Raw genomic sequence first — 13369 nt, forward strand, 5'->3', positions numbered from 1 at the left:
TTCTGCCATTCTGTCCTAATTTTTCTATCTTTGCACCTTGAATTTCATTTAAAATCTAAAATTCAAAATCTAAAATTTACAAAGTGCAGGAAAAATATATAGACGAAACAAAACAAGGCGAAGCCTACGCAATTGCAGAAAAACCAACTAATTCTAAAAAATTATTTTTGGAAAGCTACGGTTGTCAGATGAATTTCTCAGATTCAGAAATTGTCGCTTCCATTTTAAATGAACAAGGGTACAACACCACTTTAGATGTTAATGAGGCAGATTTAATTTTATTAAATACCTGTTCGATCCGAGAAAAAGCCGAGCAAACCGTGAGAATGCGTTTAGCGCAATTCAAAAATTTAAAAAAGGAAAAACCGAGCATCACCGTTGGCGTTTTGGGTTGTATGGCAGAACGCTTGAAAACCAAGTTTCTAGAAGAAGAACAATTGGTAGATCTGGTCGTCGGTCCCGATGCTTACAGAGATTTGCCGAATTTATTAAAGGAGACTGAAGACGGAAGAGACGCGATAAACGTGATTCTTTCCAAAGAGGAAACTTACGCAGATATCAATCCCGTTCGTTTGGGCGGAAATGGCGTGACTTCATTTGTAACGATCACACGAGGTTGCGATAATATGTGTACTTTTTGTGTCGTTCCTTTTACCAGAGGTCGCGAGAGAAGTCGTGATCCGCATTCTATTTTGGAAGAATGTAAAAATTTGGCCGAAAATGGTTATAAGGAGATAACGCTTTTAGGTCAGAATGTAGATTCCTATTTATGGTTTGGCGGAGGTCCGAAAAAAGATTTCCTTAAAGCCAGTGAAATGCAGCAATTAACAGCCGTTAATTTCGCGCAATTGCTTGGAATGGTTGCACTTGCAGTTCCAAATTTACGTATTAGATTTTCCACTTCCAATCCGCACGATATGTCGGAAGACGTTTTTCACACGATCGCAAAACACGATAATATTTGCAATTACGTTCACCTTCCCGTTCAAAGTGGAAGTGACCGAATTCTTCAGTTGATGAACCGTCAACACACTCGCGAACAATATTTACATTTAATAAAAAGAGCGAAAGAAATTATTCCGGATGTCTCTTTTTCACAAGATATGATGGTTGGTTTTTGCACGGAAACTGAAGAGGATCACCAGGAAACTTTAAGTTTGATGCGCGAAGTAGAATTCGATTACGGTTATATGTTTTCCTATTCAGAACGTCCCGGAACGCCGGCTCACAAAAAAATGGAAGATGATATTCCTGCACTTGAAAAACAGCGAAGACTCGCCGAAGTGATTGCTTTACAAGGCGAATTATCCCGAAAAAGAATGGAAGGTTATTCCGGGAAAGTGCATCAGGTTTTAATTGAAGGGATTTCCAAGAAAAATAAAAACCAATGGAAAGGCCGTATTTCTCAAAATGCCGTTTGCGTTTTTGATATGCTGGAAGGTCAGAAATTAGGTGATTTCGTAGACGTTTTTGTCCACGGAAATACGCAGGGAACGCTTTTAGGGGAAACGGTTTAAGTTATTGCGAGGAACGAAGCAATCTAAAGTTTGGGCAGACATTTGACTTTGTCGAATATCAACTTATTATTTTTTTATGGCAGACATTTCCGCCTTCCGTTCTCAAAACGAGGAACGAGTTTCGATGAAACAAATTAAAAAAATATAAAATTTGAATCAATCTTTTTGCTTCGAAATTCGTTTTTCGATAGAAAATGTTTCGCAAGCAAAAAGGATTTCCACTCAAGTCGGGCTGCAATTTTCGCCAGAAATTTAGTTAGTTTTTTAAAATGAAAGATTTACAAAACACACAACTCATCAATAGTATTTCCGCATTATTAGAAAATGCCCGGAAAAAAGTGGTTGTTGCGGTAAATCAAACCATCGTTCTCACCTATTTTGAAATCGGTAGAATGATCGTTGAAGACGAACAAAACGGGGAAAACCGTGCAGAATATGGAAAAAATGTATTGAAAGATTTGTCTGTTCATTTGACAGCGCGGTTTGGAAAGGGTTTTTCTATTTCAAACTTAAAGCAGATTCGACAGTTTTATATGATTTATTCAATTGGACAAACACCGTCTGTCCAATTCAAAATAAGCCAAACACCGTCTGTCCAATTGGAAGATAACATTTTTGCGACATTTTCTGAGAATTTGCAAAAACGAATTTCACAGACATTGTCTGTGAAATCTGAAAATGACATTTCAGAGACAGCGTTTAGGAAACCTGAAAAAGGACAGACAGTATCTGCCGAATTAGAAAATTCGTCAACGTCGATGACTAAATCTCAAAAAACTTTCACTTTAAGTTGGTCCCATTATTTAAAATTAATGCGGATAAAAGACATCAACGAAAGAAATTTCTACGAAATAGAAAGTTTCAAAAACAACTGGAGTTTACGGGAATTGCAAAGACAATATGACTCTGCACTTTACAACAGATTAACTTTAAGTAAAAGCCCGGAAGAAATTTTACAATTAGCAGAAAAAGGACAAATCATTGAAACTGCAAAAGATGCTATAAAAGACCCTTATATTTTAGAGTTTTTAGGTTTGCAGGAAAATTCTAATTATTCCGAAAGCGATTTAGAACAGATTTTAATAGATAAATTAGAACACTTTTTACTTGAATTGGGAACAGGTTTTACCTTCGTTTCCCGCCAGCAAAGAATTAGTTTTGATGAAAAACATTTTCGTGTAGATCTGGTTTTTTACAATAGAATTTTGAAAAGTTTTGTATTAATTGATTTAAAAATCGGTGAACTAAAACATCAAGACATTGGTCAAATGCAGATGTATGTCAATTATTACGACAGAGAAGTAAAATTAAATGAAGAGAATAAAACCGTCGGTATTATTCTTTGTCAGGACAAAAATGAATCTTTGGTAAAATATACTTTACCGGAAGATAACGAACAGATTTTCGCCAGTAAATATTTAACAATTCTTCCTTCAAAAGAGGATTTTAAAAAATTACTGGAGGAAAATATTTAAAAATTACATTGTACTTTTTACATTATACAAATTAAAAAAATGACAGATTTACAATCCATAAAAACGCGTTTCGGCATAATCGGGAATTTTCCTGCGCTCAATCGTGCCTTAGAAAAAGCCGTGCAAGTTGCGCCCACAGATATTTCTGTTTTAGTAATGGGAGAATCTGGCGTTGGAAAAGAATTTATTCCAAAAATTATTCATGGAGAATCTCGCAGAAAACACCAACCTTACATCGTCGTAAATTGTGGTGCAATTCCCGAAGGAACGATTGATTCTGAACTTTTTGGTCATGAAAAAGGCGCTTTTACGGGTGCAACTTCCACCAGAAAAGGCTATTTCGAAGTCGCAGATGGCGGAACAATTTTTCTCGATGAGGTTGGGGAATTGCCTTTGCAAACGCAAGTTCGTCTTTTGAGAGTTTTGGAAAGTGGCGAATTTTTTAAAGTAGGTTCTTCATTGGTTCAAAAAACGAATGTGAGAATTGTTGCTGCAACAAACGTGAATATGATGAGCGCGATTCAAAATAATCGTTTTCGTGAGGATCTTTATTACCGTTTAAATACCGTTCAAATTGACATGCCTGCTTTGCGCGAAAGAAAAGGCGATATTCATCTACTTTTTAGAAAATTCGCTATTGATTTTGCGGAAAAATACAGAATGCCGGAATTAAAATTGACAGACGACGCAGTCAATTATCTTGAAAATTATCCATTTCCGGGAAATATTCGTCAACTGAGAAATTTAGTGGAACAAGTAACTGTTGTAGAACAAAATAGAGAAATAAACGCCGTTAAATTAGCAGAATATATTCCTGTTCAAAATCAACTTCCGGCGGTAATTCAAAAAAATAATTCGGGAAACGCTTCTTCCTCTTCTGAGTTTAATAATGAGAGGGATATTATGTATAAGATCTTGTTTGATATGCGATCAGATTTAAATGATTTAAAATCTTTAACTTCGGAACTCATTAAAAATAAAGACCAAACAGATTTTAGCAACCATGAAAAAAACTTAATTAATAGAATTTATACCTCGGAAGCGCCGTCACAAAGCTCTAATTCTTTGCTTTATTTTGAAAATAATAATCAAAATTTTAAAAAACAAAGTGTGCAGGAAGATGATGAAGATTATCACGAAGTGGAAGATATCGAAATTGAAGAACCAAAAACAGATTCACTTTCTTTGCAAAATAATGAACGCGAACTGATTGTAAAAGCTTTAGAAAAACACAAAGGAAGACGAAATAAAGCAGCAAATGAACTTGGAATTTCACAGCGAACTTTGTACAGAAAAATAAAACAGTATAATTTAGAAGAATGATAATTAAAAATTTAAAAAATGCAGGAAAAAGCAGGCTGAAAATCTTTTGCCTTTTGCCTTTTTACTTGTTACTTCAAAGTTGTTATTCATTCACAGGTTCTTCTTTAAGTCCTGAAACGAAAACAGTTCAGATCAATACTTTTCCTAATAATGCGCCTTTGGTCAATCCAAATTTATCGCAGCAGTTTTCTATTGATCTGCAAAACAGATTTTTACAGAGAACAACTTTAAAGGGAACAAAGACCAGTCCTGATATTTTAATTGAAGGTTCTATCACCAATTACAGTATTTCGCCAACCACAATCTCTACTTCCGTGGATGCGCCGGGTGGGATTTTACAGGCGGCACAAAATAAGCTTACAATAACTGTTCAGGTTCACTATGAAAATCATGTGAAAGATGAAGAGACAAAAAGTTTTGACCGTCAATATTCCGATGAAGCCGTTTTTAGCAGTGATCTGGATATTAATCAGATAGAAACTACACAGGTAAAGCTTGTGAATGAGAGAATTATCAATAAAATTTTTAACGACATTGTAGCCAATTGGTAATGAATAACAGAATTTTAGAAATTGTAAAAAACACAGAACTGTTAAACGTGGATGATATTGAAATTTTAGAAAAAGAAATTTCAAAATATCCTTTCATACAGAGCTTTCGCGCGGTTCAGCTTCTTGCAACGCATCGTTTTCAGGATCAAAATTATACAGGTAAATTATCTCAAACTGCAGCTTTTACGACAGATAAAAAGATTTTATACCAACTGATTCATCAGAAAGAAATTAAAAAAGAAAAGGTTGCAATTAGTGAAGAAGTTAAAAATAAGACGATTACAGAGGAAATTTCTCCCGTTTCAAAAGTTGAAAAGCTAAACGAGACATCTAAGTCAAAATATCAGGAAATTGAAATAGAGCAGGTTGATTTCCCAAAACAGGTTTTTATCGATGGTGAACTTAACAGAATTTTATTTGAAGGAGAAGAAAACTTTTTAAATGAAGAAACTGAGGTTATCGATCTTGAAGCCACTCAAGAATCAGGGGAAATTGTTACTTTTTCTAAAGATGGAAGTTCTGGAGAGTTTAAAAGTGAAAAGATAGAAATTCTTTCAATACCAATTGATTCTGAACCATTAAATAGATTAGCTGAGGAAAACACAGAGTCTTTACCTGAAAATTTAATTAGTATAGAAAATAGTTTTCAGGAGATTGACGAAAAAAATAATTTTACCAAGGAAAATTCAAAAGAAAATACGGATAATAATAAGAACGATTTGTCAGATTCAACAGCAAAATTTACCGCTGAAACAATCATTAATGAAGATCAAATAAAATCTGAAGAAGAAATTGTGGAAAGTGGTTCTGAATTGAGTTTTCATGGAGAAACTGAGTTTTTACCAAATATAAAAATTGAAATTAAAAAAGAGGTGACGCCCTATTTAAGGCCAGAAAATAAAATCAGCAAACATGAAGCAGAAATGCAAAAATTAATTGCTGAGGTTGAAGCCAAAATGAAAAAAGAACCGTCCAAAAAAACGGAAATAGACGATTATTCAATAAATAATGATTTAAATTTCACGGGAATTTCGCATGATGAATCACCAGAAATTTTAGCTAAAAATGAAGATTCTCCTGATATTTCTGACAAACAAATTTCAGCTGAACAGCCTAAACCTGAATGGAAACCGCTTGATCTTTCTTCGAAAAAAAGCACTTTTAGAAATAATGAAATTCTAAAAAGTGATAAATCAGAATTACCGGAAGAAATTGAACAGAACTATTCAGAAGAATCTCACTCAGATGTTGAAGATTTGGCAAATTCAAAAGTTTTTGAATCAACACCTGAAAATATTGTAGAAGAGCCAAAAGAAATTAGCGCTGTAATCGAAGAAAGTAATGTGCCTGTTTTTTTTAATACGTGGCAAAACTGGCTTAAATTAAAACCTGAACCTCCTGTTTTAAAAGAAGATAGCAAACTAAAAGCAATCGAAAATTTTATTGAAAGAGAACCTAGAATTTCAAAGTTAAAAGATGAAAATTCGTTTGTTGTAAAAGAAAGAGGCGATAATATTTCGCATTTAATGACAGAAACTTTAGCAAATTTATATCTGGATCAAAAACTTTACACCAAAGCTCAAAAAGCTTTCGAACTCTTAATTGAAAAAGATCCTGCAAAAGCTGATAGATTTAGAGAAAAAATTCAGAATATAAAATCATTGAAAAATCAAAAGTAATTAGTTTACAGTAAGCTTATTATTTTTAGTCCGGAATTTGCGCCAAAGCTTTTTCCCGAAATAGAAGACTGCAAAAATTATTAAAACAGCGATCACAAAGGCAATCACCGGAAGTGCCAATGCCAAATAAGACATCAAACCTGCGCCGAAAGTTTCAGTTGTTGCAACGACGGAATTTCCCAAACCTGCCGTTGTAGCCGTAGAAGCAGCGCGTGTTCCGGCAAAACCAGAACTTATTGCGGCTGCAGTTCCGCCACCCGCAATAATCGCCAAACCCCAATGTGGAAAAGCGCCCAAATCAGCGAATTGACTTGCAAACATTATAGAACCCGCAATAGTCGCTAACGGGATAGAAATAGTGTCTAAAAGATGATCAATAAAGGGAATATAATATGCAATAATTTCTACAACCGTCGCTATGCCAGTTGTGATCAACGCAGGTAAACCGGAAAGCCATTGAAAATTTTCACCAGTGGAAATCCATCCAAAATGAAGCGCTAAACTAACGGCAAACATCGGCAAAAAAACTCGGAAACCACTTGCTGCAGCCAAACCGATACCGATAAAAGCACTCATTAAATAGGGCAAAAAAGTAAAATGTTCGGTCATTTTTCATTGTTTAGAAAAATAAATTTACAACAAAACAACTATACTTTCTTCTTTTTTAATTCACATAGTTTTAGAAAGTTGGATTCAATTTCCTCAAAATGTTTTGGTTTTACAGGGGAAATATAAAATAACATAGCCGAAGAATTATCGCCAAATGTATCTTTAAATTCAGTTTTATTTAAACGAAATGCTTCCCGCAAAAGTCTTTTTATCCGGTTTCTGTCGACTGCTTTTTTATAAAATCTTTTAGAAACAGAAACGCCAAACTGTAAATTTTCGGCCAAATTTTCTTTTAAAAAAATAATTCTCAAATTACCACAGGTTTGCCATTTTCCTTTTTCAAATAGAAGGGAAATTTCTTTCTTTTGCTTTAATTTTTCTTCCTTTGAATAGCCAAATTCTTTCAAAATCAATTTTCTTTTTCTATTAAATAATTAATGACTTCTGACGCAGCAAACAGGCCGAAAAGTGCGGGAATATAGCTGATGGTGCCATAAAACGACTTTTTATAATTTTTGCCATCGGTTAAATGTAAACTTTCTTCTTCCTGAATTTCCGTAGAAAAAACACAGCGAATTCCTTTGTCAATTTTTTCTTTTTTCAAACGTTTTCTCACTTGTTTTGCCAAAAAACAATGGTTAGTTTTACTGATATCACGTACCAAAATTTTACTTGGATCAAGCTTTCCACCAGCGCCCATGGAACTCACCACTTTTATCCTGTTTCGTTTTGCTAATTTCAGTAATTCAATTTTCGGGCTTAAACTGTCGATGCAATCTACGATGTAATCAAAGTTTTGATTTTCAATTAAATCCGACATTTCTTCCGGATTCAGAAAATTGTTAATTTTTTTGATTTTTATTTCAGGATTAATATCCAGCAACCGCGATTCCATCACATCAGCTTTATCCAAACCAAGCGTCGAATGAAGAGCCGGAAGTTGGCGGTTTATGTTTGTTAAATCAACCGTATCGCCATCTACGATTGATAAAACACCAATTCCTGAACGTGCTAAAAATTCTGCAGCAAAAGAACCGACGCCGCCTAAACCGACTACTAAAACATTGGCATTTTTTAAATTTTCAATGCCTTTTTTATTGATTAAAAGTTCGGTGCGCTCAAGCCAGTTTTTATCCATAAAATCTAAATATTAATACCAATTGTCTGTAAATTTTTGTCAATTATTTCATTTAAATCTTCAATTTTTAAATCTTTTATTTCTGCTGCTTTTTGATAAATTATATCAATGTCAATTTCTGCTGCATCAGTTTCTAAAAAGAATTTTTCTAAAGGAACATATTTAAAAAATAATTGCAAATCTACGTTTTGAAGCAGCGATCTTCCAAAACTAAAATAAAAACCTTTTTCTGAAAGTTGATTTCCAAGCGTTGATTTTTTATTAAAACCGTGAAATACCATGGGAATATCTGCAAATTGTTTCATACGTAAAACTTCCTGAAACTGTCTAACGCAATGAATGATCACCGGTTTTTGTAATTCATTAGCCAAATAAATCTGCTTTAAAAAAGCTTCTTTTTGTAAATCTAAATTTATTTCAACCAAACTATCCAAGCCGCATTCACCTATGGCGACGCAGTTTTTATTTTCGGCAATCTTCTTTAACCACAAAAGCTGAGATTTAAAATCCGGTAAAATATCTTTTGGGTGAATGCCAGCGGAAAAAATAGAATCAGGAATATTCTCTTTAAAATTTAAATTATAAATCCCGGTTTTTGCCAGAAAATGATGGTGAAAATTAAAATGTCCCATTATTCAAAGATAAAAAAACTAAAACCATTTAAACACGTGTTTATTTTTTGTAAATTTAAAGATTAGAAAATAGTTTTAGATGAAGAAAAAATTTACTGATAAACAAATTCATATTCTGGATGTTGCGGAAGAATTAATTGCAAAAAAGGGTTTTGAAGGAACCTCCGTACGCGATATTTCGACTAAGGCGCAGATCAATGTGGCAATGATCTCCTACTATTTTGGCTCGAAGGAAAAAATGATGTCTTATCTTTATCAATACCGCGTTCAGCGCACCAAAGAAGGTTTTTCAGAATTTTCTGAAACCATTAAAGAAGGCCGCCCGGAAATGCAGATGAAGGAAATTATAAAGTTCTTAATTCATCAGTTATTTAAATATAATTATTTTCATGGTTTTGTAACGCAGGAATTAAGGCACACAGAACATTTAAAGGATGATCTTTTGGCTTTTTATCAGATCTGTGCGAATAAAATTGATGATGTTGTGAAGAAGGGTTTGGTGAGTGGTGCTTTTACAAATATTCCGAAATCTGAGGACATTCTTACCTTAATTTTAGGCTCAACTTTGTTTGTTATCAGAAATAAAAATTTTTACGAATTGTATGTGCGGGAAGGTGATGAAAATTACTTATTAGCGGCTGAAAAAAAAGTGCAGGAAAATCTTTTGACCAGTATTTTTGCGCTTTTAGGTTATACCTTACAATAAAAATAGTTAAAATATCTTAAATATAAAGGGATTGGGAAAAAAATTCTATTTTTGCAAATCGAAAAGTTCAGTGAAGAAAAATATGCGCTGAAATATACCTTATGAAAAAATACATCATCATAGTTTTAGCGTTTTTTGTGGTAAGTTCTTGTAACAGACAACAGGATCAGGCGATGAAAAGTGCAGACAAAGATTTTATTTTAAAAGTAGCAAATGAGAATTTCGCTAATAAAAAATGGAAAGATGCGCTTGCGCTTTATGACCGTTTACCGAAATTAGTAGCCGGAACTGATGATGCGCCAAATGTCGTTTTCAACTCTGCATATGCGAATTATTACGATGAAAATTACATCCTTGCAGGTCAGCAATTTAAAAATTTCTCCTTAAATTTTGTTGATGACAGCCGTAAAGAAGAGGCAGCTTATATGTCCGCTTTGTGCTATTATCAAGGTTCTATGCAATATAATTTAGATCAAAAAAGTACAGAATCAGCAATCAATCAATTACAGGAATTCTTAAATGGCTATCCAAATTCTGAGCGTTCTAAAAACATTTCTCAGTTAATTGATGAATTGTCTTACAAATTAGAATTCAAAGCTTACGAAAATGCACGTCAGTATTATAAAATGGCAGATTATAAAGCGGCAAACGTAACTTTTGAAAATGTTTTAAATGATTTCCCAGCCACGAAATTGCGTCCGAAAATTGTAGATTTTATTTTAAAATCAAGATACGAACTGGCGATGAATTCTGTTTATGATTTAAAATCAGACAGAATTGATAACGCATTGTCTTACACTTATACTGTTGAAAAAGATTTACCAAACAGTGAATATTCTTCAACAGCAGTAAAATACAGACAAAATCTGGAAGCTGAAAAAGTGAAATTTAACAAAGTAAAAATCGAAGTTGATGCCCGGAAAGCAGAACTTTCTCAAAAACAAAAAATAGCTCTTGAAAAAGTTACTGCTGACGAAACGCAGAAAGCTCAGGCAAAAGACCAGGTGAGAGCTGAAAACAAGGCAAACCAAACTTTAAGAGATAGTGCGAAATTAGTAACACCACCGCCAGCTGCTACTTTTAAAATTAGAAGATAAGTTGTATCTTTGCGCACTTCAAATAAAATAAATACCTCAAAATGAGCATAAAAGATTCTAAAGCCGAGCTAAGTACAGTAACGTACGACAAAGATAAAATCGAGAAAAAAGTAGGTTCTATCTACGAAGCGATCGTTATTATGGGTAAAAGAGCAGAGCAGGTAAATGCAGAGATCCGTGCAGAACTTCATGGTAAATTAGACGAATTTGCGGTTCACAATGCAACTTTAGAAGAAGTATTTGAAAACCGTGAGCAGATCGAAATTTCAAAGCATTACGAAAAATTAGCTAAACCTACATCTATCGCTATTAAAGAGTGGTTGGATGATGAAATTTATTTCAGAAAAACGGACGATAAACAATAAGTTTTTCTCCACAACAATATCAAAATCACAAAAGTTTTTCTTTTGTGATTTTTGTTTTTTTAAAGAATTGTTTTATTTAAATTTAAGTAATTTCGTAAAATAGTTTTAAAATATGACGTCACTTCAAGGTAAGAAAATATTACTCGGTATTTCCGGCGGAATCGCCGCTTACAAAATGAATTACCTGGTTCGTGATTTCATAAAAGCAGGTGCAGAAGTTCAGGTAATTTTATCACCTTCGGCAGAAAATTTCGTCTCAAAACTGACCCTTTCCACTTTATCAAAAAAACCGGTTTATTCTGAATTTTATTCACAAAATGGTGAATGGAATAATCACGTAGAGTTAGCACTTTGGGCTGATATCATATTAATGGCGCCTTGCACAGCGAACACTTTATCTAAAATGGTAAATGGCGCCTGTGATAATTTGTTGCTTGCAGTTTATATGTCTGCAAAATCACCCGTTTTTATCGCACCGGCAATGGATCTGGATATGTATAAACATCCATCAACGCTACAAAATTTAGAAAAAGCAGAAGATTTCGGACATTTCATAATTCCGGCAGAATTTGGTGAATTGGCAAGCGGACTTGAAGGACAGGGAAGATTGGCGGAAAATGAAACTATTTTAGAAACCATAAATTCTTTTTTTGACATTAAAGAAACTTTAGCTGGAAAAACAGTTTTAATTACAGCAGGACCAACTTATGAAGCAATTGATCCAGTGAGATTTATAGGTAATCATTCATCCGGAAAAATGGGGTTTTCTTTGGCGGAAGAAGCGGCAAAACGCGGCGCAAAAGTGATCCTGATTTCGGGTCCGTCAGCTTTAAATATTGAAAATGAAAATATTACTTTGATTCGTGTGACTTCTTCCAAAGAAATGTTTACAAAGGTTTTTGAATTTTATGAAACGGTTGATATCGCGATTGCGAGCGCAGCCGTAGCGGATTATGCACCAAAAGAAATTGCTGCGCAAAAAATTAAAAAATCGGATAATTCTATGTTTTTAGAACTGGTGAAAAATCCGGATATTTTAAAAACGATGGGTGAAAAAAAATCGCATCAGTTTTTGGTTGGTTTTGCATTGGAAACGAATAATGAGGAAGAAAACGCAAAAGAAAAATTAACAAAGAAAAATTTAGATGCGATCGTTTTAAACTCACTTCAGGATGAAGGTGCTGGTTTTAAAAAAGATACTAATCAAATAAAAATAATTACAAAAAGTGAAATTTTAGATTTTACTTTAAAATCAAAAAAAGCGGTTGCAAAGGATATTTTAGACTTCGTGGAATCTAAAATTTTGAAATAATTTAATTATATTTCCGTTTTAAAATTTAAATAAATAAATGAAAAAATTTCTCATATTTTTCCTTTTAATTTTTCTTTCAAATTCCTTTTCTGCGCAGGAATTATTGGCAAATGTACAGGTCAATTACAGCCAAATTGGTGGTAGTAATACGCAGGTTTTTAAAACTTTAGAAAAAAGCTTGCGTGATTTTATTAATAATACGAGCTGGACGGGGAAAAAACTTCAGAATTTTGAAAAAATAAAATGTAATTTTTCAATTATTGTTTCAGAGCGACCGGCAAATAATTCTTTTAAAGGAAGTATCGTTGTGCAGGCAGTTCGTCCAACGTTTGATTCCACTTATGAAAGTCCGCTTTTAAATCTGAATGACACTAATTTTTCTTTTACTTACACAGAAAATGAAAATTTAATTTTCAATGAAAGACAGTTTTCAGGTAAAAATTTAATTGATGTTATCAGTTATTATGCTTATATGGTTTTGGGTTATGACGGCGACAGTTTTAAATTAAAAGGTGGCGAAGATTATTTTCAAAAAGCACAAAAAATATCACAAAATTCGCAAAATCAATCGTTTGCAGGTTGGTCAATTGTTGAAGGTCCGAAGACAAGAGCTGGTTTGATAGAAGGCCTTTTAAATGAAAACAGTAATGTTTTAAGAAATACGTACTACGTTTACCACCGTTCCGGGATGGATAATCTAAGCAAACAGGATCAGAGCGCAGCCAAGCAAAACATCGCAAATTCATTGATGCAGTTGAAAACTTATGAGAATAATTTTCAATTAAATTATCCTTTTAATCTGTTTATTGACAGTAAAAAAGATGAAATATTTAATATTTTCAATACCACAAACAACGGTTCTGTGAATATGAATGAACTTAAAACGCTGATGTCAACTTTCGATCCGAAAGACATTGAAAGCAAATGGAATGTTTGGAAATAAGATTTCCAACTAATTTCTAAAA

The 13369-nt window shown here is 33.4% G+C and carries 14 protein-coding genes; 10 read left to right on the forward strand and 4 right to left on the reverse strand.

All coding sequences use genetic code 11. The features are described 5' to 3' along the window. Positions 1-83: 83 nt before the first annotated feature. The 5 genes from miaB (at position 84) to BM238_RS11160 (ending at position 6545) form a co-directional block, all read left to right on the forward strand. Entirely contained in the window at positions 84-1517 is a 1434-nt protein-coding gene (gene miaB / locus BM238_RS11140; protein WP_090080853.1) for a tRNA (N6-isopentenyl adenosine(37)-C2)-methylthiotransferase MiaB, read from the forward strand. Positions 1518-1786: 269 nt separating this feature from the next. Further along, complete coding sequence (locus tag BM238_RS11145; RefSeq protein ID WP_090080855.1) at positions 1787-2992, forward strand: PDDEXK nuclease domain-containing protein; 1206 nt, start codon at positions 1787-1789, stop codon at positions 2990-2992. Positions 2993-3031: 39 nt separating this feature from the next. Then, on the forward strand, positions 3032-4315 hold the full coding sequence (locus BM238_RS11150) for a sigma-54 interaction domain-containing protein (protein WP_090080858.1): 1284 nt from the start codon (positions 3032-3034) through the stop codon (positions 4313-4315). Continuing rightward, on the forward strand, positions 4312-4866 hold the full coding sequence (locus tag BM238_RS11155; RefSeq protein ID WP_090080861.1) for an LptE family protein: 555 nt from the start codon (positions 4312-4314) through the stop codon (positions 4864-4866). The genes BM238_RS11150 and BM238_RS11155 overlap by 4 nt, the downstream gene beginning before the upstream one ends. Continuing rightward, entirely contained in the window at positions 4866-6545 is a 1680-nt protein-coding gene (locus BM238_RS11160; RefSeq protein ID WP_090080865.1) for a hypothetical protein, read from the forward strand. Before BM238_RS11155 ends, BM238_RS11160 begins: the two co-directional genes overlap by 1 nt. Here BM238_RS11160 and BM238_RS11165 read toward each other — a convergent pair whose 3' ends face one another. Genes BM238_RS11165 through BM238_RS11180 form a run of 4 tightly spaced genes read right to left on the reverse strand, consistent with a single transcriptional unit; the run spans position 6546 to position 8924 of the window. Continuing rightward, complete coding sequence (locus tag BM238_RS11165) at positions 6546-7154, reverse strand: DUF4126 domain-containing protein (protein WP_090080868.1); 609 nt, start codon at positions 7152-7154, stop codon at positions 6546-6548. It lies immediately after the preceding gene. Positions 7155-7192: 38 nt separating this feature from the next. Continuing rightward, a complete protein-coding gene (rnpA, locus tag BM238_RS11170; RefSeq protein ID WP_394333978.1) occupies positions 7193-7567 on the reverse strand; it encodes a ribonuclease P protein component in 375 nt (124 codons plus the stop codon). Beyond that, on the reverse strand, positions 7564-8292 hold the full coding sequence (locus BM238_RS11175; protein WP_090080870.1) for a tRNA threonylcarbamoyladenosine dehydratase: 729 nt from the start codon (positions 8290-8292) through the stop codon (positions 7564-7566). Before BM238_RS11175 ends, rnpA begins: the two co-directional genes overlap by 4 nt. A 5-nt stretch (positions 8293-8297) precedes the next feature. After that, entirely contained in the window at positions 8298-8924 is a 627-nt protein-coding gene (locus BM238_RS11180) for a TatD family hydrolase (protein WP_090080873.1), read from the reverse strand. Between the two features lie 79 nt (positions 8925-9003). Between BM238_RS11180 and BM238_RS11185 the strand changes: the two genes are divergently transcribed. The 5 genes from BM238_RS11185 (at position 9004) to porD (ending at position 13347) form a co-directional block, all read left to right on the forward strand. Then, entirely contained in the window at positions 9004-9630 is a 627-nt protein-coding gene (locus BM238_RS11185) for a TetR/AcrR family transcriptional regulator (protein WP_090080877.1), read from the forward strand. A 101-nt stretch (positions 9631-9731) separates the two neighbouring features. Continuing rightward, positions 9732-10727, forward strand: coding sequence for an outer membrane protein assembly factor BamD (locus tag BM238_RS11190; RefSeq protein ID WP_090080880.1), 996 nt, complete (start codon positions 9732-9734; stop codon positions 10725-10727). A 41-nt stretch (positions 10728-10768) separates the two neighbouring features. Next, positions 10769-11092 carry a DNA-directed RNA polymerase subunit omega gene (locus BM238_RS11195; protein WP_090080882.1) on the forward strand — a complete coding sequence of 108 codons (324 nt, stop codon included), beginning with the start codon at positions 10769-10771 and terminating at the stop codon, positions 11090-11092. Between the two features lie 112 nt (positions 11093-11204). Further along, entirely contained in the window at positions 11205-12404 is a 1200-nt protein-coding gene (gene coaBC, locus BM238_RS11200; protein ID WP_090080885.1) for a bifunctional phosphopantothenoylcysteine decarboxylase/phosphopantothenate--cysteine ligase CoaBC, read from the forward strand. Between the two features lie 37 nt (positions 12405-12441). Further along, the gene (gene porD, locus BM238_RS11205; protein WP_090080904.1) at positions 12442-13347 is read left to right on the forward strand and encodes a type IX secretion system protein PorD; all 906 of its coding nucleotides are present in this window, start codon (positions 12442-12444) and stop codon (positions 13345-13347) included. The last annotated feature ends 22 nt before the right edge of the window (positions 13348-13369 follow it).

It is taken from the genome of Halpernia frigidisoli, assembly GCF_900113805.1.
In the GTDB taxonomy this organism is placed as follows: domain Bacteria; phylum Bacteroidota; class Bacteroidia; order Flavobacteriales; family Weeksellaceae; genus Halpernia; species Halpernia frigidisoli.